This is a genomic window from Aeromicrobium sp. JJY06 (genome assembly GCF_044069275.1).
Lineage (GTDB): Bacteria > Actinomycetota > Actinomycetes > Propionibacteriales > Nocardioidaceae > Aeromicrobium > Aeromicrobium tamlense.
This window is the reverse complement of the sequence record NZ_JBIMRD010000001.1, coordinates 156,929-180,015: the sequence shown is the minus strand read 5'-3', so window position 1 is coordinate 180,015 and position 23,087 is coordinate 156,929. Positions and strand designations below refer to the sequence as shown.

Annotated in this window: 14 protein-coding genes and 1 pseudogene; 13 read left to right on the top strand and 2 right to left on the bottom strand. The window is 73.1% G+C overall.

Features of this window, described 5'->3' with window-relative positions; genetic code table 11:
* Positions 1–79: 79 nt before the first annotated feature.
* Positions 80–1,048: pseudogene (locus tag ACGWYL_RS00845) on the top strand (collagen-binding domain-containing protein); the annotation flags it as partial.
* A gap of 376 nt (positions 1,049–1,424) precedes the next feature.
* On the opposite strand, the gene ACGWYL_RS00840 reads toward ACGWYL_RS00845, so the two are convergent.
* Complete coding sequence (locus ACGWYL_RS00840) at positions 1,425–3,191, bottom strand: CDP-glycerol glycerophosphotransferase family protein (RefSeq protein WP_395486166.1); 1,767 nt, start codon at positions 3,189–3,191, stop codon at positions 1,425–1,427.
* A 50-nt stretch (positions 3,192–3,241) separates the two neighbouring features.
* Between ACGWYL_RS00840 and ACGWYL_RS00835 the strand changes: the two genes are divergently transcribed.
* From ACGWYL_RS00835 to leuS, 3 genes are read left to right on the top strand one after another with little or no spacing between them, the layout of a single operon-like run.
* Positions 3,242–4,597 carry a TrkH family potassium uptake protein gene (locus ACGWYL_RS00835; RefSeq protein ID WP_179423716.1) on the top strand — a complete coding sequence of 452 codons (1,356 nt, stop codon included), beginning with the start codon at positions 3,242–3,244 and terminating at the stop codon, positions 4,595–4,597.
* Positions 4,590–5,264, top strand: coding sequence for a TrkA family potassium uptake protein (locus tag ACGWYL_RS00830; RefSeq protein WP_179423718.1), 675 nt, complete (start codon positions 4,590–4,592; stop codon positions 5,262–5,264). The genes ACGWYL_RS00835 and ACGWYL_RS00830 overlap by 8 nt, the downstream gene beginning before the upstream one ends.
* Positions 5,265–5,305: 41 nt before the next feature.
* Positions 5,306–8,119 (top strand): leucine--tRNA ligase, encoded by a 2,814-nt coding sequence (leuS, locus tag ACGWYL_RS00825; RefSeq protein ID WP_395486165.1) that lies wholly within the window; start codon positions 5,306–5,308, stop codon positions 8,117–8,119.
* On the opposite strand, the gene ACGWYL_RS00820 is transcribed toward leuS, so the two are convergent.
* Positions 8,120–9,445 carry an MFS transporter gene (locus ACGWYL_RS00820; protein WP_395486164.1) on the bottom strand — a complete coding sequence of 442 codons (1,326 nt, stop codon included), beginning with the start codon at positions 9,443–9,445 and terminating at the stop codon, positions 8,120–8,122.
* 190 nt (positions 9,446–9,635) lie between these two features.
* On the opposite strand from ACGWYL_RS00820, the gene nirB reads away from it, so the two are divergent.
* The 9 genes from nirB (at position 9,636) to holA (ending at position 23,045) form a co-directional block, all read left to right on the top strand.
* Positions 9,636–12,197, top strand: coding sequence for a nitrite reductase large subunit NirB (nirB, locus tag ACGWYL_RS00815; protein WP_395486163.1), 2,562 nt, complete (start codon positions 9,636–9,638; stop codon positions 12,195–12,197).
* Positions 12,194–12,544 (top strand): nitrite reductase small subunit NirD, encoded by a 351-nt coding sequence (gene nirD / locus ACGWYL_RS00810; protein WP_179423726.1) that lies wholly within the window; start codon positions 12,194–12,196, stop codon positions 12,542–12,544. The genes nirB and nirD overlap by 4 nt, the downstream gene beginning before the upstream one ends.
* Positions 12,541–13,668 (top strand): uroporphyrinogen-III synthase, encoded by a 1,128-nt coding sequence (locus tag ACGWYL_RS00805; RefSeq protein WP_395486162.1) that lies wholly within the window; start codon positions 12,541–12,543, stop codon positions 13,666–13,668. The genes nirD and ACGWYL_RS00805 overlap by 4 nt, the downstream gene beginning before the upstream one ends.
* Positions 13,665–14,369, top strand: coding sequence for a sirohydrochlorin chelatase (locus ACGWYL_RS00800; protein ID WP_269302967.1), 705 nt, complete (start codon positions 13,665–13,667; stop codon positions 14,367–14,369). Before ACGWYL_RS00805 ends, ACGWYL_RS00800 begins: the two co-directional genes overlap by 4 nt.
* Before the next feature lies 1 nt (position 14,370).
* Positions 14,371–18,207, top strand: a complete 3,837-nt coding sequence (locus ACGWYL_RS00795) for a molybdopterin-dependent oxidoreductase (protein WP_395486161.1) — start codon at positions 14,371–14,373, stop codon at positions 18,205–18,207.
* A 19-nt stretch (positions 18,208–18,226) separates the two neighbouring features.
* Positions 18,227–19,069, top strand: a complete 843-nt coding sequence (locus ACGWYL_RS00790; RefSeq protein WP_179423732.1) for a DegV family protein — start codon at positions 18,227–18,229, stop codon at positions 19,067–19,069.
* 88 nt (positions 19,070–19,157) lie between these two features.
* The gene (locus ACGWYL_RS00785; RefSeq protein ID WP_395486160.1) at positions 19,158–19,859 is read left to right on the top strand and encodes a helix-hairpin-helix domain-containing protein; all 702 of its coding nucleotides are present in this window, start codon (positions 19,158–19,160) and stop codon (positions 19,857–19,859) included.
* Positions 19,840–22,056 carry a ComEC/Rec2 family competence protein gene (locus tag ACGWYL_RS00780; protein WP_395486159.1) on the top strand — a complete coding sequence of 739 codons (2,217 nt, stop codon included), beginning with the start codon at positions 19,840–19,842 and terminating at the stop codon, positions 22,054–22,056. The genes ACGWYL_RS00785 and ACGWYL_RS00780 overlap by 20 nt, the downstream gene beginning before the upstream one ends.
* A 14-nt stretch (positions 22,057–22,070) precedes the next feature.
* Positions 22,071–23,045, top strand: coding sequence for a DNA polymerase III subunit delta (gene holA, locus ACGWYL_RS00775; RefSeq protein WP_395486158.1), 975 nt, complete (start codon positions 22,071–22,073; stop codon positions 23,043–23,045).
* Positions 23,046–23,087: the final 42 nt, after the last annotated feature.

The following is a 23,087-nucleotide window of genomic DNA, read 5'->3' as shown; positions in this document are numbered from 1 at the left end:
ATCCGTGAATCCCACCTACGCTGAACGGGTGGCGCTGCGCACCGCTGGTCGAGCACTCGCCGTCGTCGGGATCCTGACGATGGCGACCGGTGCGGGCCTGTGGAGCACGAGTCCCGCGTGGGCCGTCGGGCCGGTCAATCCGGTCGTGGTCGACTCCGCCGATCCGGCCAACGCCAACTTCCTGATCTTCGTCGAGGGCGACGCCATCCTCGAGGCCGACGAGGCCGAGGGCACGATGGCCGTCGGCGGCGACGTGACGTTCCGCCGCAACTACAACGTCCTGGCAGGGGTGGCGTCGACTCCGCAGGACGTCGCGCTCTACGTCGGGGGAGGGCTCACGTTCCCGGCCGCCGGCTCCGGCGCGATCCTGCGGATCATCGGGGGCCAGGCCCGGGTGATGGACGACTCCACCTACGACGCGTTCGTCGGCGGTCCCGGTGCGGTCGCGGTGCCGCAGGGCCAGACGGCCGACTACATCCCGCGCCTCGAGGTCCAGACGGCGCAGACCGTCGCGGAGTTCACGCAGCCCGTGCCCGAGGTGGACTTCGACGGCGCCTTCGAGCAGTACCGCACGCTGTCCACCGAGATCGGCGCGTGCGTCGAGAACGTCACCCTCACCAGTGCGAACGGCGATCCGCTCACGCGGCCCGTGCCCGTCGGACAGCAGGCCTACGTGTCGCTGACCGCCGGCACCACCAACGTGCTCAACCTGACCTCCGCCGAGCTCGACGGCCTGACGAGCATCACGTTCAACGACCCGCGGCCGGGCCCCGGGACGCCGCTCGTGATCAACGTGACGGGCGACTTCGACGGGTCCATGCCGAACCTCGCGGGGATCGGCGGCGCGAACGCGCCGTTCATCCTGTGGAACTTCCCCGACGCGACGTCGCTGCAGATCGAGAACTCCGACACCCTCGAGGGCACGATCTACGCCCCGCGCGCCGACCTCGACTGGTACGCGCACGGCAACATCGAGGGCAACGTCATCGCGCGCAGCTTCGACCACCTCAGCTTCGCCGGGCGCACGGTGCGCGAGGTGCACGACTTCCCGTTCCAGGGAGTGATCGACTGCGAGCCGGCCACGGAGCCCACGACCGAGCCGACGACGGAGCCCACGACCGAGCCGACGACGGAGCCCACCACCGAGCCCACGACGGAGCCGACCACGGAGCCGACGAGCGAGCCCACCACCGTCCCGACCACGACGCCGACCACCGTCCCGACCACCCAGCCGACCACCGTCCCGACCACCCAGCCGACGGCGATCGACTCGGACGGCGACACGACTGACGACGACGCGTACTACTGGAGCTCCGGCGGCACCACGGGCGGTGGCTCGGGCCTGGCGTCCACCGGCGGTCCCGGGCCGGGACTCGTGGCCGGGGGAGCGGTGGCCTCCGTCGCCGGCCTGCTGCTCCTGGCGCTCAGCGGTAGATCGCGCGCTCGGCGTCCGATCGCTCCACGAACGCCGTGACCGCGGCGCGGAACGCCTCGAGCGTGCGCTGCTCGGGCGAGCCGAGCAGGTAGGTCGCCAGCTTCGAGCGGTACTCCGCGAGCACGTCGGGGGCGCGACCCGTGACGACGTCGAGGAGCTCCTCCACCCCCGTGGCCTGCGGGCCGAGGATCGTGGCCGCGGCGCTGGACGGGTAGTCCTCGCGGAACTGCTTGGTCGAGGAGCCTTCGTGGTTGAAGACGGCGTACGGCTTCTCGCCGGCGAGCCAGTCCGAGAGCACGCTGGAGATGTCGCTGACGAGCGCCGTGGACTGGTTCATCCAGCCGGTCAGCGCGCCACCCGTGACGACCCGGTGGTCGATCCCGGTGCGTGCCTTGGCGTCGTCGAGGCGGCGGCTGATCACGGCGTGCGCCACGCGGTACTTCGCGTCGCGCTGGCCCGTGAACGGGTGCGGCTTGTAGACGACGCGGACCGAGCCGTCGGCCAGCAGCGCGTCGATCAGCTGCACGCCGATCGCGCGCAGGGAGGAGTACTCCTGGTGCTGGTTGACGCCCTCCCACGTGGGCGCGTAGAGGACCGTCGGGATCTCCTGCTCGCCGATGCGCGGCGTGGGCTCGATCGCGTGCACCTGCGGGCGACCGACGAAGCGGAACTGGTCCTCGGGGATGTGCATGCCGGACCGGCGGTACCGGTCGGCGCCGGCCTCACCCGCCACCCAGAGCTCGTCGTAGACCCGTGAGAACGGGTTGTTCGAGGCGCTCTTGTCGCTGTCGCCGTGGCCGATGAAGGCGCTCATCATCGTGGGCAGCCGCAGCAGGTGGATGTTGTTGCCGGTGTTGGCCGGGTAGAGCGCCACCTTGACCGTCGAGAAGTCGAGCATGAGCAGCTCGCCGGGAGCCGGCAGCGAGAGCGTGGGCAGCTTCGAGGCCGCCATCCTCTCGAACAGCGGGTGGTCGCGCAGGACCACCATGACCCGCTGGTCGAGCGCCTCGAGCGCCTCGATCCACGTGTTGATCTGGTAGGCCGCGGTGTCGGGTCCGGACAGGTGGACCACCACCTCGGGCCGGTACTCGTCGATGAACTGCTGGACGGCCGAGAGCTGGGGCGTGAAGCCGGTGGCACGCTTGGCCGTGCGCATCCGCCAGCTGGTGAGCAGCTCGGGCACGGTGCCCGCCAGCACGAGCGCCACGGCCGCGGCTCCGACGGCCAGGACGGCCCACCACGGGGCGCCGAGCACGGCCGGCGCGAGGGCGCCGAGCTGGGCGACGGTGACCAGGAGCGGGCGGCTCTGCGGCTCCTCCTCGATGTACGTGTCGCCGGGGATGTGCCGCGTGCGCATCGGCTTGAGGGGGCCGATGCGGCGGTACTCGGCGTGCAGCGCGCGCACGCACAGCACCGTGATCATGAGCAGCGCGACGAGCAGGAACGCGTGCAGGGCGGGGCCGTCGGCGAACTGCGTGGAGGCGACCGCGGCGACGATGACGCGCAGGGCGAACCGCAGCGGCGGGCCCGCCGACGCCTGCCTCAGCAGCACCGAGGAGACGGGGGAGCGGCGCTCGAGCCACCACTCGGCGGCGGTGGACACGAGCAGGGCGATCACGGCGGCCAGGTCGAGGTCGAGGACCACGAGCAGCAGGGCCAGCAGGATCGTTCCGTTGACCAGCAGCAGGCCCGGAAGCTCCGAGCTGCGACCCAGACGCGTCACGAGGGCACGGACGACATGCGCCGGGGAAGCCATGGTCCGCAATCTACCGGGTGTGACGGCTGGGGCGGGTGTACCGTCGGGGCGTGCCCTGGCGCCGTCGCTTCCGTCTCCCGGCGTCGATCGCCCACCCCGTGCGATTGCTGCCGCTGACGTTCCTGTCCCTCATCGTGGTCGGCACGCTGCTGCTGCTGATGCCCTTCGCCCGTGCGGGCGAGGAGGACCCGTCGTTCATGGACGCCTTCTTCACCTCGGCGTCCGCCGTCACCGTGACCGGCCTGGCCGTGGTCGACACGGGCACCTACTGGTCGCCGATCGGGCAGGGCATCATCATCGTGCTCGTCGAGATCGGCGGCATCGGCATCATCGCGATGACGACGCTGCTCGGCCTGTTCGTCGGCGGGCGGCTGGGCCTGCGCACGCGGCTGGCGGCCCAGACCGACATGCACGTCGTGAGCCTGGGCGACGTCGGCCCCCTGTTCAAGCGCGTCGCGATCACGACCCTGATCTTCCAGGGCATCACGGCGATCATCCTCACGATCCGCTACGCGACGTACTACTTCGACTCGTTCGCCTACTCGCTGTGGCACGGCGTGTTCGACGCGGTCATGGCGTTCAACAACGCGGGCTTCTCGCTGCACCCCGACAGCCTCACCAGCTACGCGGGCGACTACGCCGTGATCCTGCCGATCTCGGTCGCCGTGTTCGCCGGCGGTGTCGGCTTCCCGGTCCTCGCCGAGCTCTACCAGGAGTGGCGCTCCCCGAAGACGTGGACGATCCACACCCGGCTGACCGTGTGGGGCTCGTTGGCGCTGCTGGCCATCGCCTCCACGATGTTCGTCGTGGTCGAGTGGAACAACGCCGCCACGATCGGCGACCTCAGCCCCATCGACAAGCTGGTCACGGGCATCGAGGGCGGCATCATGCCGCGGTCGGGCGGCCTCAACAGCTTCGACTGGGGCCAGGTCGAGCCGGTCACGCTCTTCACCGCGATCGTCATGATGTTCATCGGCGGCGGCAGCGCCTCCACGGCCGGCGGCATCAAGATCACCACGTTCCTGCTGCTGGCGTACGTCATCCTGGCCGAGCTGCGCGGCGAGGAGCAGGTGCGGATCGGCTCGCGCGCGATCAACGCGCGCACGATCCGCACGGCGCTCAGCATCGCGCTCATCGCCGTCGGCCTCGTCACGGGCGGCGCGATGGCCCTCATGATCGTCGCGGGCGTCCCGCTGTCGGAAGGACTCTTCGAGTCGACGTCCGCGTTCGGCACCGTGGGCCTGTCCACGGGCCTGACCCCCGAGCTCAACGTCGCGGGCCAGCTCGTCCTCATCGTCTTGATGTTCATCGGCCGAGTCGGCACCATTACGGCAGCCTCGGCGTTCGTGCTGCGGCGCCGCGTCGCCAGGTATCACCTTCCCGAGGAGCAACCGATCATTGGCTAACAACGACCCCCTCACCGCCCCGGTCCTGGTCGTCGGCCTGGGCCGCTTCGGCTCGGCCGTCGCGCGCTCGCTGGTCCGCCTCGGCCACGACGTCCTCGGCGTCGACGAGGACGCCGCGCTCGTGCAGCGCTTCGCCAGCGAGTTCACGCACGTCGTCTCCGCCGACACCACGGACACCGAGGCGCTGCGCCAGATCGGCGCCGAGCAGTTCGACCGCGCCGTCGTGGGCATCGGCACCGACATCGAGGCCAGCGTCCTGACCGTGCTGAGCCTCGTCGAGCTCGGCGTCTCGGAGGTGTGGGCCAAGGCCATCAACGCCAAGCACGCCCGGATCCTCGAGCGCGTCGGCGCCACCCACGTGGTGCGTCCCGAGTCGGCGATGGGCGAGCGCGTGGCGCACATGGTCACCGGCGCGATGATCGACTACATCGAGTTCGACGACGGCTTCTCGATCGCGCGCACGCGCGCGCCGAAGCTGGCCGCCGGGCGCACGCTGCTGGAGTCGCAGCTGCGAGCGAAGTTCGGCGTCACCGTCGTCGGCGTCAAGCGGCGCGGCGAGGACTTCACCTACGCCCGCCCCGAGACCTCGATCGAGGCGACCGACGAGCTGATCGTCTCCGGTCCCACCCGCAAGGTGGAGACCTTCTGTGCCCTCGGCAACTCCTGACGCGACGGCGGGCGCCCGAGCCCGGCGGGTAACCTAGGTCGGTGAGCAACCAGGACACCCAGGAGGGCGCGGCAGCCGACGGCGCCGCACACCGGTACACCAGCGCGTACGCCGGCCGCATCGAGACGGCGTGGCAGGACCGCTGGGAGGCCGAGGGCACGTTCGAGGCCCCCAACCCGGTCGGTGACCTCGCGCTCGACGACGACCGCCACAACGCCGGCGGCTCGAAGTACTTCCTGATGGACATGTTCCCGTACCCCTCGGGCGCCGGCCTGCACGTCGGCCACCCGCTGGGCTACATCGCCACCGACGTCGTCGGCCGCTTCCGCCGCATGCAGGGCGACAACGTGCTGCACGCCCTCGGCTACGACGCGTTCGGCCTGCCCGCCGAGATCTACGCCGTCCAGACCGGTCGCCACCCGCGCGAGACCACGCTGGAGAACATCGCCAACATGCGGCGCCAGCTGCGCCGCCTGGGCCTGGCCCATGACGCGCGCCGCTCGTTCGCCACGATCGAGCCCGAGTTCATGCGCTGGACGCAGTGGATCTTCCTGCAGATCTTCAACTCCTGGTACGACCCCGAGCAGGGCAAGGCCCGCCCCATCAGCGAGCTGATCGAGCAGCTGGGCACCGACGACCCCGCCGTGATCGACCAGCACCGCCTGGCCTACATCAGCGAGTCCCCGGTCAACTGGTGCCCGGGGCTGGGCACGGTGCTGGCGAACGAGGAGGTCACGGCCGAGGGTCGCAGCGAGCGCGGCAACTTCCCGGTCTTCAAGCGCAGCCTGCGCCAGTGGCAGATGCGCATCACCGCCTACGCCGACCGCCTGATCGACGACCTCGATCGCGTCGACTGGCCCGAGCCGGTCAAGCTCATGCAGCGCAACTGGATCGGTCGCTCGCACGGCGCCCAGGTGCGCTTCGAGTCGGCCGCGGGCCCGATCGAGGTCTTCACCACGCGCCCCGACACGCTGTTCGGCGCCACCTACATGGTGCTCGCGCCCGAGCACCCGATGGTCGACCGGCTGGCCGCCGAGACGTGGCCGGAGGCGGTCGACGAGCGCTGGACCGGCGGCGCGCCCGACCCGGTCGCGGCGATCGCGCAGTACCGCCGCACGGCCGCGGCGAAGTCCGACGTCGAGCGCCAGGAGAACAAGGAGAAGACGGGCGTCTTCACCGGCTCCTTCGCCACCAACCCGGTGAACGGCGAGGCCGTCCCGGTCTTCATCGCCGACTACGTCCTCATGGGCTACGGCACGGGCGCGATCATGGCCGTGCCCGGCCACGACGAGCGCGACTTCGAGTTCGCCACCGAGCTGAGCCTGCGCATCACGCCGGTGGTCCAGGCGCCCGAGGACGAGGTCCTGCCCTGGACGGGTGCGGGCGTCGCGATCAACTCCGACAACACCGGCGTGTTCGGCGACGAGGGCGTGAGCCTCGACGGCCTGACGGTCGACGACGCGAAGGCCGCGATCATCGCGTGGCTCGAGCAGCGCGGCGTCGGCGAGGGCACCACCACCTACCGCCTGCGCGACTGGCTGTTCAGCCGCCAGCGCTACTGGGGCGAGCCGTTCCCGATCGTCTACGACGAGGACGGCCGCGCGATCGCGCTGCCCGAGTCGATGCTGCCGGTCGAGCTGCCCGAGGTGCCCGACTACTCGCCGAAGACCTTCGAGGCCGACGACGCCACGAGCGAGCCCGAGCCGCCGCTGGCGCGCGTGCCCGAGTGGGTCGAGGTCGAGCTGGACCTCGGCGACGGCCCGAAGCGCTACCGCCGCGAGACCAACACGATGCCCAACTGGGCCGGCTCCAGCTGGTACGAGCTGCGCTACACCGATCCGCACAACGCGAACGTCCTCGCGGATCCGCAGAACGAGCGCTACTGGCTCGGCCCGAAGGCGCCCGGCGAGACCGGCGGTGTCGACCTCTACGTCGGCGGCGTCGAGCACGCGGTGCTGCACCTGCTGTACGCGCGCTTCTGGCACAAGGTGATGTTCGACCTCGGCCACGTGAGCAGTGAGGAGCCGTTCCACCGCCTGTTCAACCAGGGCTACATCCAGGCGTACGCCTTCACCGACGAGCGCGGCACCTACGTGCCCGCCGACGAGGTCGAGGAGCGCGACGGCGGCTGGTTCCACGAGGGCAGGCCCGTCAACCGCGAATACGGGAAGATGGGCAAGAGCCTCAAGAACGTCGTCACGCCCGACGAGATGTACGAGGCCTACGGCGCCGACACGTTCCGCGTGTACGAGATGAGCATGGGTCCGCTGGACGTCTCCCGTCCGTGGGAGACCCGTGCGGTCGTCGGCTCGCAGCGCTTCCTGCAGCGCGTGTGGCGCCTCGTCGTCGACGAGGAGACGGGCGAGGTCGTCGCCGACGACACCGAGCCCGACACCGCGTCGCTGCGCGCCCTGCACCAGGCCATCGCCGGGGTCACCGAGGACATGGGCGAGCTGCGGTTCAACACCGCGATCGCCAAGCTCATCGAGCTGACGAACCACCTGACCAAGTCGTCGGTGCGCTCGCGCACGATCATCGAGCCGCTCGTGCTGATGCTGGCCCCGCTGGCCCCGCACCTGGCCGAGGAGCTGTGGTCGCGCCTGGGCCACGAGGACACGCTCACCTACGAGCCGTGGCCCGTCGCCGACGAGCAGTACCTCGTCCAGGACCTGGTCACGTGCGTCGTGCAGATCCAGGGCAAGGTGCGCGGCAAACTCGAGGTGGCCGCCGACATCAGCGACGAGGACCTCACGGCCCTCGCGCTGGCCGAGCCGAACGTGGTCCGCACGATCGACGGCCGCGAGATCCGCAAGGTCATCGTCCGCGCCCCCAAGCTCGTCAGCATCGTCGTCTGATCACACGCGGGCCGCGTGGGTGTCGGTCCCGGGTCGCGCGTAGACGCCCCAGGCGACCACGAGCATGACCGCGTAGACGGCGGCGAAGGCCCACAGGCCACCGGTGATGCCGAGCTCGGCGAAGGTGCGCGGCACGAAGAACGAGCCGAGCGCGCCGACGGCGCCCGCGATGCCGATGCAGCCCGCGGCGGCGCGGTGCCCGCGGGCTCGGGCGTCGTCGTCGTGCGCGCCGATCTGGAAGGCGATCGGGATCATCCTGTAGACCGAGCCGTTCCCCACGCCGGCCGCGCCGAACAGCACGAGGAACAGGGCCAGGAAGAGCGCGAACGAGGCATCCTCGAGCGTCAGCACCAGCCCGATCACGCCCGCGGCCATCGCGACGTAGGACGCCATCGTCACGCGGGTGCCGCCGAACCGGTCGGCCAGCGCGCCGCCGAGGGGTCGCATGAGCGCGCCGGTGGCGGCGCCGAGGAATGCCATCGCGATCGGCACGTCGGGATGCATCGCCTTCATGAGCGTGGGGAAGGTCAGCGAGAAGCCCAGGAACGAGCCGAACGTGCCGATGTAGAGGAACGAGATGACCCACGTGTGGGGGTTGCGGACGGCCAGCGCGTAGCTGCGCAGGTCGGAGCTCGTGTTGGACAGGTTGTTCATGAGCAGCAGGGCCGCGAGCGCCGAGATGATGGCGGCGGGCACGAAGATCAGTCCCGCGCGCTCGAGGGCGACGCCGGCGCCGGTCGTGATGATGAGCGGCACCACCAGCTGCACGACGCCGGTGCCGAGGTTGCCGCCGGCGGCGTTGATGCCGAGCGCCTTGCCCTTCTCGCGCTGCGGGTAGAAGAACGAGATGTTCACCATCGACGAAGCGAAGTTGCCGCCGCCGAGGCCGGCCAGGGAGGCGACCAGCAGCATCACCGCGAACGGCGTGGTCGGGTCGCTCACCGCCCAGGCGAGCCCGAGCGCGGGGATCAGCAGCAGCAGGGCCGAGATCACGGTCCAGTTCCGCCCGCCGAACACCGGCACCATGAACGTGTAGAGCACGCGCATGGCCGCGCCCGCGAGCCCCGGCAGCGCGATCAGCCAGTAGAGCTGGTCGGTCGAGTAGGAGAAGCCGGCCGTGCCCAGGTTCGGGACGACCACGCTCCACACGCCCAGCATCATGAAGCCGAAGAACTCGGCGAACACGGACACGGTGAGGTTGCGCCGTGCGATCGGGCGACCCTCGGCGGCCCACTGGCCGTCGTTCTCGGGATCCCAGCCGTCGATCCACCGGCCGGGCCGGTGGACGAGGGAGGAGGTCTGCAGGTCGGTGTTCACGGTGGTCATCACGACTCCTGACGCGGGGCTGCTCGGATGGCCACGACCGTAGGAACGGCGCGTTTCGGCCGCCCGCGCCTGCCGGTAACCGGCCGGGAACGTTCTCCTCACAGGCCGTCGGTGACGATCGTGAGACCGATGTCATCGGTTGTTACATCCAGGTGTCGGGCCGGAAACCTGCGCCACGGACGCTGGAGGCATGACACGCAAGAGACTGATCGTGGCCGGCGCCGGCATGGTCGCCCGCCGCCTGGTGGAGGCCCTCGTCGAGCGCGGCGCCACGGAACAGTGGGACATCGACGTGTTCGGTGAGGAGAGCCGTCCGCCCTACGACCGCGTCGCACTCACCTCCTTCTTCACGGTGGCCGACCCCGACGAGCTGCTGCTCGGCGACCAGGCCCTGTGGCGCACGCCCGGCGTACGACTGCACCGCAACGCGCGGGTCTCGGGCATCGACCGCGAGGCGAGGACGGTCACGGTCCACGGTCGCGAGGAGCACTACGACGAGCTCGTCCTGGCCACCGGCTCGTACGCCGCGGTGCCGCCCGTGGACGGGTCGGACCTGCCGGGCTGCTTCGTCTACCGCACGGTCGACGACGTCACCGAGCTGCGCACGTGGGTGCGCGACCGCGGCGAGCAGCTGGGCCACCCGGCGCGCGGCGTCGTCATCGGCGGCGGCCTGCTCGGTCTCGAGGCGGCCGGCGCCCTGCGCGAGCTGGGCGCCGAGTGCACCGTGGTCGAGTTCGCCGACCGGCTCATGCCCGTCCAGCTCGACCTCGCCGGCGGCCAGGCGCTCCGCCGCCTCATCGAGGGGCTCGGCGTCGAGGTCCGCACGTCCACCGCGACGAAGTCCCTGCGCACGGGACGCGGGACGAAGAAGGTGGGCCGGATGACGTTCGCCGACGGCGAGACGATCCCCGCCGACGTCGTCGTCTTCGCCACCGGAGTGCGGCCACGCGACGAGCTGGCCCGCGAGGCCGGACTCGAGGTCCACCCGCGCGGGGGCGTGATGGCCGACGACTCCTGCCGCACGAGCGACGAGCACATCTGGGCGATCGGCGAGGTCGCCTGCATCGCCGATCGCGTCTGGGGCCTCGTCGGTCCGGGCTACACGATGGCCGAGGTCGTCGCCGACCGGCTGCTCGGTGGCTCGGCCGCGTTCACCGGCGCGGACCTCTCCACGAAGCTCAAGCTGATGGGCGTCGACGTCGCCAGCTTCGGCGACGCGTTCGCCGCGCAGGGCGGCAGCCTCGAGGTCGTCTACGCCGATCCGCTCGCCGGCGTCTACAAGAAGCTCGTCATGAGCGACGACGCGAGCACGCTGCTCGGCGGCATGCTCGTCGGCGACGCCTCGGCGTACACGAGCCTGCGCCCGATGGTCGACGCCGAGCTCGGCAGCGACCCCGCCGCGTGGCTGATGCCCGACGGCATCGAGCCGCCGTCGACCGGCGCGCTGCCCGACACCGCCACGGTGTGCTCGTGCAACAACGTGTCCGCGGGCGCGATCCGCTGCGCGATCAGCGGCGGCGAGTGCACCGACCTGGCGGGTGTGAAGGCGTGCACGAAGGCCGGCACCAGTTGCGGCTCGTGCGTGCCGCTCGTGAAGACGATCGTGAACGCCGAGCTCGAGGCGCAGGGCATCACCGTCAGCAACGCCCTGTGCGAGCACTTCGACCTCAGCCGCACCGAGCTGTACGAGGTCGTGCGGGCCACCGGGATCGGCTCGTTCAGCGAGCTGATCGCGCGGCACGGGCGGGGTCACGGTTGCGACATCTGCCGTCCCGTCGCCGCCTCGATCCTGTCGAGCCTGGGCCGCGGCCACGTGCTCGACCGCGAGAACGCCCGACTGCAGGACACGAACGACCACGTCATGGCCAACCTCCAGAAGGACGGCACGTACTCGGTGGTCCCGCGCATCCCCGGCGGCGAGATCACCCCGGAGGGCCTCATCGTCATCGGCCAGGTCGCCGCCGACTTCGGGCTCTACACGAAGATCACGGGCGGACAGCGGATCGACCTCTTCGGCGCCCGCATCGACCAGCTGCCGGCGATCTGGAGGCGCCTCGTCGACGCGGGCTTCGAGTCGGGGCACGCGTACGGCAAGAGCCTGCGCACCGTGAAGTCGTGCGTCGGCCAGACCTGGTGCCGCTACGGCGTGCAGGACTCGGTGGGCCTCGCGGTCGAGCTCGAGCTGCGCTACCGCGGCCTGCGCTCGCCGCACAAGATCAAGCTCGGCGTCTCCGGGTGCGCGCGCGAGTGCGCCGAGGCGCGCGGCAAGGACGTGGGCGTCATCGCCACCGACCACGGCTGGAACATGTACGTCGGCGGCAACGGCGGCTTCACGCCCCGGCACGCGCAGCTGTTCGCCGAGGACCTCACCACCGAGGAGCTCGTGCGGGCCATCGACCGCTTCCTGCTCTACTACGTCCGCACGGCCGACCGGCTCCAGCGCACGGCGCCGTGGATCGAGTCGATCGAGGGCGGGATCGAGCACGTCCGCGACGTCGTCCTGAAGGACTCCCTGGGCATCGGCGCCGAGCTGGACGCGCAGATGGCCGAGCACGTCGAGAGCTACGCGGACGAGTGGGCGCAGACGCTGGCCGATCCCGAGAAGCTGGCCCAGTTCGGCTCCTTCGTGAATGCGCCGGACACGCCCGACCCGGACCTCGCCTACGTCGAGGAGCGTGGTCAGCGCCGGCCCGCCGACCCGGTCGTGATCGCCGGCGACCGCCTGCCCGTCCGGACGGAGGCCGTCTCATGAGCGCCGCCGTGTCGGAGACGGCGTGGACCGCGGTGTGCACGGTCGATCGGCTCTGGGTCGACCGGGGCGCGGCGGCTCTCGTCGACGGCGATCAGGTGGCGATCTTCCGCCTCCAGGACGGCGAGATCCTCGCGGTGGGCCACCGCGACCCGTTCACGGGATCGAACGTCATCGCGCGCGGCCTCGTCGGGTCCCGCGGCGACGTCCCGACGGTGGCCTCGCCGCTGCACAAGCAGGTGTTCGACCTGCGCACCGGCGTGTGCCTCGACGAGCCCGAGGTCACGCTCGGACGCTGGGACGTGCGGGTCGTCGACGACGTCGTCTGGCTGCGCCGGGAGGGCGCGTGACCCCTCACGGGCCGGTGCTCGCCGGGACCCGGATCCTCGTCACCGCGCAGCGCCGCGCCACCGATCTGGCCAGCGCGCTCGTGCGGCGCGGCGCGCAGGTCCACACGGCGGCGACGCTGGGCGTCGAGGCGCACATCGACGAGGCCACGCTCGTCGCGCGCACGCAGGAGCTCATCGACGACCGTCCCGACATCGTCGTCGTGACGACCGCGATCGGCTTCCGCAGCTGGCTGGAGACGGCCGAGTCGGTCGATCTGCTCGAGCCGCTGCACGAGGTGCTGGCCGGCGCCCGCATCGTCGCGCGCGGGCCCAAGGCGCGCGGCGCGATCCAGGCCGCGGGGCTGGTGGCCGACTGGGTCGCGGAGTCCGAGACCTCGCGCGAGATGGCCGAGTACCTCGTCGCGGAGGGCGTCGACGGGCTGCGGATCGCCGTGCAGCACCACGGCGCGGGCGACGACGGACTGGAGTCCGCCGTCTCGGGTGCCGGAGCCTCGACCGTGCCGCTGGTCGTCTACCGCTGGGGCCCGCCGCCGGACCCCGAGGCTGTCGAGCGCTCGGTCCGCGACGCGGCCTGCGGCGGCTTCGACGCCATCGTCTTCACCTCGGCGCCCGGCGCCAGCGCGTGGCTGCGCGTCGTGCGCGAGCTCGGCGTGCTGCCCGAGCTGCTCGAGCTGGCGGGGGAGGGCCGGCTCGTGCTGGCCGCGGTCGGACCCGTCACCGCGGAGCCGCTCCTCGTCGCCGGCTTCGACCCGCTCGTGCCCGACCGGGGCCGTCTCGGCGCGCTCGTCCGCTCGGTCGTCGTGCACTTCGGCCGTGACGACCTCGGCATCGACGTCGCCACCGGCTGTCTGCGCGTGCACGCCACCGCGGCCACCCTCGACCACGAGGTGCTGCCGCTGCCGCCCGCCGGGCTGGCCGTGCTGCGACTCCTGGCCTCCGAGCCCGGAGCCGTGTTCACCCGCGAGCAGGTGCTGGCCGTCCTGCCGCGCGCCACGGCCGACCCCCACGCCGCCGACGTCGCCGTCGGCCGGCTGCGCGAGGCGCTCGGCGACCGCCGCCTCGTCGGCACCGTCGTCAAGCGCGGCTACCGACTCGAACCGCACACTCTGGAGAGGCCCGCATGAGCATGCCCGTCCTGATCGCCTGCAGTCACGGCACCCGCTCGGAGCGCGGGGCCGCCGCCGTCACCGCCCTGGTGGACGCCGTCCGGGACGCCTCGGGTCTCGAGGTGGTCCCGACGTGGGTCGACGTGCAGGAGCCGGCGCTGCCCGAGGTCGCCGCGTGGCTCGGTGACCGTCCGGCGGTCGTCGTGCCGCTGCTGCTCTCGGCGGGCTACCACGTGCACCACGACATCGCGGGCGTCGTCGCGCGGCGCCCGGCTCACGCCGCTGCCGCGCCGCTCGGCCCGCACGCGGCCGTCATCGACGTGCTCGTCTCGCGGCTGCACGACGAGGGGCTCGCGCCCGACGAGGTCGTGGTCCTGGGCGCCTCCGCCTCCAGCGATCCGCGCGCTCTCGCCGACCTCCGGGCGACCGCCCGCGATCTCTCGCTCCGGCTCGACCGCGAGGTCGCGCTCGGCCACGTCGGGCACTGCGGCACGCCGCTGGCCGAGGTCGTGACCTCGGTCCGCCGTCCCGGCCGTCGGGTCCTGGTCGCGAGCCACCTGCTGGCTCCCGGGCACTTCCACGACGCGCTCGGTCGGACCGGCGCGGACGTCGTCACCGCACCGCTGCTCGACGAGCGGACGCCCGACGAGCGCCTCGTCCGTCTCGTGCTCGAGCGGTACGACCAGGCCCGGGCTCGCGAGCTGGCGACGGCGGTCTGACGTGGTGCGCACGGTCTGTGGGTACTGCGGCGTGGGCTGCGGCCTCACCCTGCAGGTCGAGCGACGCCACGACCAGGTGCTCGTCACCGGCGCGGCGGGCACGCCCGACCACCCCGCGAACGCAGGCCGGCTGTGCACGAAGGGCGCGACGACGGCCGACCTGCTCGCCGCGCCGGGACGGATGGAGAAGGCCTCGATCCGCTCCGACCGCGCGGCCGACCGGGTCGAGGTCGGCATCGAGGCCGCGCTCGACGAGGCGGCCGCCCGCTTCCGCGCCGTGATCGACGAGCACGGACCCGACGCGGTCGCGCTGTACGTCTCGGGCCAGATGTCGCTGGAGGCGCAGTACCTCGCGACGAAGCTGGCCAAGGGCTACCTGCGCACGGTCAACATCGAGTCGAACTCGCGGCTGTGCATGGCCAGCGCGGGCACGGGCTACAAGCAGTCCCTGGGCGCGGACGGTCCGCCGGGCTCGTACGACGACTTCGACCACGCCGACCTGTTCCTGGTCATCGGCTCGAACATGGCCGACGCCCATCCGATCCTGTTCCTGCGGATGATGGAGCGGGTCAAGGCCGGAGCGCGTCTCGTCGTCGTGGACCCGCGGCGCACGGCGACCGCCGAGAAGGCCGACCTGTTCCTGCAGGTCCGCCCCGGCACCGACCTCGCCCTGCTCAACGGGCTGCTCCACCAGCTCATCGCGACGGACGCCGTGGATCGCGCGTTCGTCGCGGACCACACCCGCGGCTGGGAGGACGTCGAGGCGATGGTGGCCGCGTACGACCCGGACTCCGTTGCCGCCACGAGCGGCGTCGCGGCCGACGACCTGCGCACCCTCGCCGGCTGGATCGCCGCCGCCGACGACTGGATGAGCTGCTGGACGATGGGCCTCAACCAGTCCACGCACGGCACGTGGAACACCAACGTGCTGGTCAACCTGCACCTCGCGACCGGTGCGATCTGCCGCACCGGGTCCGGTCCCTTCTCGCTCACGGGCCAGCCGAACGCGATGGGCGGACGCGAGATGGGCTACATGGGGCCGGGCCTGCCGGGCCAGCGCTCCGTCGTCTCGCCCGCCGACCGGGCGTTCGTCGAGGAGGCGTGGGGCCTCGAGCCCGGCACGATCCGCGACGAGGTGGGCCGCGGCACGATCGACCTCTTCGAGCAGCTGGCCGCGGGTGAGGTCCGCGCCGCGTGGATCATCTGCACGAACCCCGTGCACTCGGTCGCGAACCGCTCCACCGTGCTCGCCGGGCTGGCCGCCGCCGACGTCGTCGTGGTGCAGGACGCCTACGCCGAGAACGAGACGCTCGCGCACGCCGACATCGCCCTGCCCGCCGCGCTCTGGACCGAGGCCGAGGGCGTCATGGTCAACTCCGAGCGCAACCTGACGCTGTGCCAGCCGGCCGGGTCGCCGCCGGGGGACGCCCGCCCGGACTGGCGGCTCATCGCCGACATCGCCACGCGAGTGGGGTTCGGCGAGGCGTTCGCCTTCGACAGCGCCGAGGAGGTGTTCGACGAGATCCGGTCCTTCGCCAACCCCGCCACGGGCTACGACCTGCGCGGCGCCGACTACGACCGCCTGCGCGAGGGCCCGCTCCAGTGGCCGTGTCCGCCGGACGGCGAGCGGCGCAACCCGATCCGCTACGTCGAGGACGGGGTGGTCCGGTTCCCGACCCCCGACGGCCGCGCCGTGTTCCACGCCCGGCCGCACCTCGCGCCGGCCGAGCTGCCCGACGACCGGTTCCCGGTGGTCCTCAACACCGGGCGCCTGCCGCACCAGTGGCACACCATGACCAAGACCGGGAAGGTCGCGCGGCTCAACCGGCTCAACCCCGGCCCCTTCGTCGAGGTCCACCCCGACGACGCCGCTGCGCTCGGGATCGGCGACGGCTCGTCGGTCCGGGTCGTCTCGCGCCGCGGGACCGTCGAGCTGCCGGCCGTCGTCACCGATCGCGTGCTGCCCGGCACGTGCTTCGCGCCGATCCACTGGGGCGAGATGACGGGGGAGCGGCTCGCCGTCAACGCGGTCACGCACGACGCGGTGGACCCCGACTCGCTCCAGCCCGAGTTCAAGTACTGCGCGGTGCGGCTCGAGCGTGCCCCGATCCGGCTGCCCGTCACGCCGCCGCGGCCCACGTCCGAGGCCGAGACGGCCTGGCTCGCGGGATTCCTCGCGGCGAGGACGCACGCCGGTCTACCGGCCTCTGCGCCGGTCGGTCCGGAGGTGCGCGGGTGGTTCGCCGAGGTGCTGGCCGCCCTCGCTCCCGAGGAGGAGTCCGGCGACGCGGACGTCACGGTCCTCACGGCCTCGCAGACCGGCCGCGTGGAGGACCACGCGCCGCAGCTGGTCGAGCTGCTCCGCGCCCGCGGCGTCTCGACGGTGCACCGCTCGATGCGCGACGCCGGCGACCTGCGCGGCACCGTCCTGTTCGTCACCAGCACCACGGGCGACGGCGATCCGCCCACCGAGGCGGTCGGCCTCTGGCGCCGTCTCGTCGCGCCGGACGCACCCCGGCTGGAGGACCTGCGCTTCAGCGTGCTGGCCTTCGGGGACTCCACCTACGCCGACTTCTGCGGCTTCGGGCGGCGCCTCGACGAGCGGCTGGCCGAGCTCGGAGGCCGACGGCTCGCCCCGCGCACGGAGTGCGAGCCGGCGTACGACGGGCCCGCTGCCGCCTGGCTCGAGGCGGTCGGCCGCGCCCTCGGCGCGACGGACGCACCCCCTGTCACGCCCGCGCGCAGGCCCTCCCTGATGACCCGACTCACCCGCAACGAGCTGCTGACCGCGCCGGGCTCGTCGAAGGAGGTGCGCCGGTTCGGCTTCCACCTGCCCGACGACTCGCTCACGTACGAGCCCGGCGACGCGCTGGCCGTGTCGCCGAGGGTCGACCCGGCGTACGTCGACGCCTGGCTCACCCTCACCGGCCTCGACGGCGACGCCGTCGTGGACTCCGACGGCGAGCCCGTGCGCCTCGCCGACGCCCTCGCCGACCGGTACGACCCCGTGACGATCACACCGGCGGTCGTCCGGCTCGTGATCGAACGCCACCGCGGCACGCTCACCGGCCTGCCCGACCCGGATGACCGCCTCGCCGTGCAGGAGTGGGCGTGGGGCCGTCAGGTCGTCGACCTCCTCCACGACCACCCGACCCTCGCCCGGCTCGACCAGTGGCTCGACGTCCTGCGGCCGCTCACGCCGCGGCAGTACTCGATCTCCTCGAGCCCGCTGGAGGACCCGCACGAGGTGCAGGTGACCGTGGGCGTCGTGCGCCACCGCGTGCACGGTCCGGAGCGCCACGGCATCTGCTCGGGCTTCCTCGCCGACCGCGCGGACGACGTCCGGGTCCACGTGCAGCGCCAGCGCCACTTCCGGCCGCCCGCCGACCCGGACGCCGCGGCGATCATGGTCGGTCCCGGCACGGGCATCGCGCCGTTCCGCGGCTTCCTGGCGCACCGCGCGCTGGCGGGGGAGCCGGGCCGGAACTGGCTGATCTTCGGCGATCGCCACGAGCAGACCGACTTCCTCTACCGCGAGGAGCTCGAGCGGTGGCGCGACGACGGCGTCCTGACCCGCCTCGACACCGCGTTCTCGCGGGACCAGGACCGTCGCGTCTACGTGCAGGACCGGATGCGCGAGCACGGCGCCGAGCTGTGGCGCTGGCTCGACGAGGGCGCCCACCTGTACGTGTGCGGCGACCGCGTGCACATGGCCAAGGACGTCGAGGCCACCCTGCTGCACCTCGCCGAGCGGCACGGTGGGCTGGGCCGCGAGGCGGCCCGCGACTGGCTCGCGGGCCTCGCCGACGAGGGGCGCTACGCGAAGGACGTGTACTGATCTCGATAGGGTCACGAGCATGACCGTGGCCGTCGTCACCGACTCGACCGCGTCGTTGGATCCCGACGACGCGGCGCGCGAGGGCATCACCGTCGTGCCCACGACCGTCATCATCGGCGCGCGCGTCTACACCGAGGGCGTCGACGTCACGTCGCACATGATCGCCGACGCGCTGGCCGACAACGTGCCCGTCAGCACGTCGAGACCCTCGCCCGAGACCTTCCAGGCCGTCTACCGGGCGCTCGCGTCCACCGGCGTCGACGAGATCGTCTCGGTCCACATCAGCTCGAAGGTCTCCGGCACGGTCGACGCCGCGCGCCTGGCCGCCGACCGCGTCGACGTCCCCGTCCGCGTCGTCGACACGATGCAGGTCGGTCTGGCCACGGGCTTCGCCGCGGGTGCCGCGGCTCGCGCCCGCGACGCCGGCGGCACGGCCGAGGAGGTCGAGGCGGCGGCCGTCGCGTCCGCCCGCTCGGCCCGGGTGCTGCTCTACGTGGACACGCTCGAGTACCTGCGCCGCGGCGGCCGGATCGGTCGGGCCGCCGCCCTCATCGGCTCGGCACTCGCGGTGAAGCCGATCCTCACGCTCGAGGACGGCGAGGTGACGCCACTGGAGAAGGTCCGCACGTCGTCGAAGGCCCTCGCCCGCGTGGAGGCGCTCGCCGTGGAGGCCGTCCGCGGCTACGCCGGCGACTACGACATCGGCGTGCTGCACCTGGCGAGCGAGCCCGTCGCGGTCCGCGTCGCCCAGTCGCTCGCGCAGCAGCTGGACCGTCCCGAGATCCCCGTCGACGAGGTCGGCGCGGACATCGGCGCCCACGTCGGTCCGGGGATGATCGCGGTCACCGTCAGCGCCCGCTGATCCACAGGCGGGTCCGACCCGTCGCGGCGCTCCACAGGCGCGCGATGACGGGTTCCGCGCCGAGGCCGGGGATTCCTAGGGTCGCGGCATGGTTCCCGTCCCGCCCGAGACCCGCGCCCAGGTCGCACGGCAGCGCCTGGCCGAGCTGGCCGCGACGTTCGACGCGACGCTCCCCGATCCCGACCGCCCGCCACCGGGCCGGCGCCGCAAGCCGCGCCGCGTGCTGCGACCCGTCCACGTCCGGTTCGCCGGGGTCGTGGGAGGCGCGGCGGCCGTCCTCGTCGTGTGGTGGCTGCTGGCCGGCCGACCGCAGGAGGTCGCCGTGCCCGACCCGACGCCGGTGGCCGTGAGCGAGGGCGCTCCTGCGGCCTCCGCACCCGCGACCCTCGTCATCGACGTGGCGGGGCGGGTGCGACGTCCCGGCATCGTCACGCTGCCGCCGGGCTCGCGCGTGCACGAGGCGATCGAGGCCGCCGGCGGCACGAAGGGCAAGGTCGACACCGCCTCGCTGAACCTCGCGCGCGTCCTCAGCGACGGCGAGCAGGTCGTGGTGGGCGGACCTTCCGCGGGTGCGGCACCCGCAGGTGACGACGCCCCCGCGACCGTCAATCTCAACTCCGCCGACGTCGTCGCCCTCGACGCCCTGCCCGGCGTCGGCCCCGTGACCGCCGAGGCGATCGTGTCGTGGCGCGACGAGAACGGTCCGTTCCGGTCGGTCGAGGACCTGCTCGACGTGAAGGGGATCGGCGAGGCGACCCTGGCCGACCTGCGTGACCGGGTCGCGCTCTGACCTGAGGGTCGTCCCGGCCGCGCTCGCGGTCTGGGCGGCCGCCGCGGCGCTCTCGCACGCGGCGCCCCCGTGGGCGTTCGGCGCCGCTGTCTCCGGCGCGGTGGTCCTCGCCCTCGGCTGGCGACGCCCGGTGCTCGCGTTCCCCGCCGCCGCCCTCGTGGTGGTCGCCGTCACGTGCGGCTGGCGGGTGACGGCGGTGGAGGCGTCGCCGGTCACCGCACTCGCCGAGCGGGGGACCACCGTCCGCGCCGAGGTCCAGGTGCGCCAGGACGGTCGCGTCTACCGCGCGCCCTCGGGTCCCGGCACGGTCGTCCCGGTGATGGTGCGCGTCGTCGAGGCCCGCGGTCGCACGTGGGAGGTGCGCGTGCGCGCCACGGCGTTCGTCGAGGGGTCGCAGTCGCTCGTCACCGGCACGCGGCTGGCGGTGCGCGCCGAGCTCGCGCCCGCCGACGGCCGGGACGAGGCGGCGGTCCTGCGGGTGCGCGAGTGGCGCAGCGTCGGCTCGGGGCCGTGGTGGTGGCGCTGGAGCGAGGTCGTGCGCGCCGGCGTCCGCGACGGTGTCGACCACCGCGACGACCAGGCCGCGGCGCTCGTCCCCGCCCTGGTCGCCGGCGACGAGACCGGACTGTCGGACCGGACCCGCGAGGAGTTCGCGACGACCGGGCTCACCCACCTGCTCGCCGTCTCCGGCGCGAACCTCACGATCGTGCTGGGCATCGTGCTGCTGGGGCTCAAGGCCGTCGGCGCGTCCCGCCGCGTGGTGCTCGCGGCGGGCGCCCTCACGGTGGTCGCGTTCGTGCTCGTCGCACGACCGGAGCCCAGCGTGCTGCGGGCGGCGGTGATGGGATCGGTCGCGCTCGCCGGTCTCCTCGTCGGTCGCACGGGCGCGGGTCTGCGGGCGCTCGCGTGGTCCGTGATCGCGCTGGTCGTGCTGGACCCGTGGCTCGCGACGAGCGCGGGGTTCGTCCTGTCGGTCTGCGCCACGGCCGGCATCATCGCCCTCGCGCCACCCCTGGCCCGTCGCCTCCGCTGGCTGCCCGGGCCACTCGCCACGGCGGTGGCCGTGCCGATCGCGGCTCACCTCGCCTGCCTGCCGGTCGTCACGTCGTTGAGCGGCGAGGTCTCCCTGGTCGCGGTCTTCGCGAACGTCGTCGTGGCCCCCGCCGTCGCGCCCGCCACGGTGGCGGGGCTCGTCGCGGGACTCCTCGACCTCGTCTGGGCGCCCGTCGCGTCGGTCCCTGGCACCGTCGCGTGGGGTGCGGCCTCGGTGATCGTCGCGGTCGCCCGCGTCGGCGCGTCCGTCCCGGGCGCCTCGGTCGCGCGGCCGTGGCCGTGGTGGACGCTGCTGCCACTGGTGCCGGCGCTCGGCGTCGCCCTCTGGTGGCTCGTCCGTCGACCGGCCCTGACCGTCGGCGTCACCCTCGGCCTGCTCGTCGCGATCGTGCGGACGCCGACGCCCGGATGGCCGCCACGGGACGTCGTGGTGGTGGCGTGCGACGTGGGCCAGGGGGACGGGTTCGTCGTGCCGACGGGGCCGGGCGAGGCGATCGTCGTCGACGTCGGGCAGGAGCCCGGACCGATCGACCGCTGCCTCACCGAGCTGGGTGTCGAGCGCATCCCGCTGCTCGTGCTCACCCACGGCGACGCCGACCACGTCGAGGGCTGGCGCGGCGCGGTCCGCGGGCGCGAGGTCGAGGTGCTCGGCGACGGTCCGTCCGGCGGCCCGGGCGTGCCGGCCGCGCGCCGAGTCCGCCTCCTGTCGGGCAGCACGCTTCAGGTCGGCGACGTGCGCCTCGAGGTCCTCTGGCCGCGCACCGACGCCGAGCGCGTCCCACCCGAGGCGCGCAACGACGTGAGCGTGGTGCTGCGGGCCACCGTTCGCGGGCACCGCGTCCTGTTCACCGGCGACCTGGGGGAGGAGGCCCAGCGGGGGCTCGGCCGCCTCCACCCCGACCTGGCCGCCGACGTGCTGAAGGTGGCGCACCACGGCAGCGCCGACCAGTGGCCGGGGCTCGTCGAGAGGGTCGCGCCGACGGTCGCGCTGATCGGCGTGGGCGCCGACAACCCGCACGGTCATCCCACCGGGGCGGCCTTGGACGAGCTGGCCTCGCACGGGGTCTCGGTGTGGCGCACGGACACCTCGGGCACGGTCGCGGTGGTCGACCGCAACGGGAGACTCGTCGTGTCGGCGCGGTGACCTATTCTCGGGACGTGGCGAACCCGTTCGGCAAGATCCTGCTGGTCACCGGCAACTCCGAGTTCCTCTCCGACCGTGCCCGGCGCCAGGCCGTCGCGCAGGTCCGCGAGGCGGCGCCCGAGGCCGAGATCGCCGAGTCGTCCGCCTCCTCGCTCGCCCCGGGCGAGTTCACCGCGCTCACCAGCGCGTCGCTGTTCAGCCAGGCCACGGCCGTCGTGCTCACCGACCTGCAGGACCTCGGCGAGCAGGTCGCCGCCGAGCTGCTCCAGTACGCCGCGTCGCCGTCCGACGACACGGCCGTCGTGCTGGTGCACGGCGGGGGAGCGAAGGGCAAGGGCCTGCTCGACAAGCTGCGCAAGACCGCGGCCGTCAGCGAGGTCGCCCAACAGGCGCCGAAGTACGAGCGCGACCTCATCGCGTGGGTGCGCCAGGAGGCGCGCTCGCGCGGCCGAGCGATCGACGACGAGGGCGCGGCGCTGCTCGTGGCGGCGGTCGGCTCGGACCTGCGGTCCCTGGCCGCGGCCGTCGACCAGCTGGTCACCACCCTCGCCGAGGGGGAGCGGCTCGACGCCGCGGTCGTCGGACGGTACTTCGGCGGGCGCGCCGAGGTGCGCGGCTACGAGATCGCCGACGCGGCCCTCGACGGGCGCCTCGACCTCGCGCTCGAGCGGGCCCGGTGGGCCGAGGCCGCGAAGGTCGCGCCGCTGCTCATCACCGCGGCGCTCGCGTCCGGCCTTCGCCAGCTGGCGCGCGTCGCCACGGCCGACCCCGGCCTGCGCGACGCCGACCTGGCCCGTGAGGTGGGCGCGCCGCCGTTCAAGATCCGCACGCTGCGCCAGAGCGCTCGCGGCTGGACCGAGGCGTCCCTGCGCCAGGCGCTCGACGCCGTCGCCCGCGCCGACCTCGCGGTCAAGGGCGGCTCGGCCGAGCCGGGTCACGCGGTCGAGCGGATGATCATCGACATCGCGGTCGCGCGCTCGCGCGGCTGACTCCCGAACGCACGAACGCCCCGCCACCCATCGGGTGCGGGG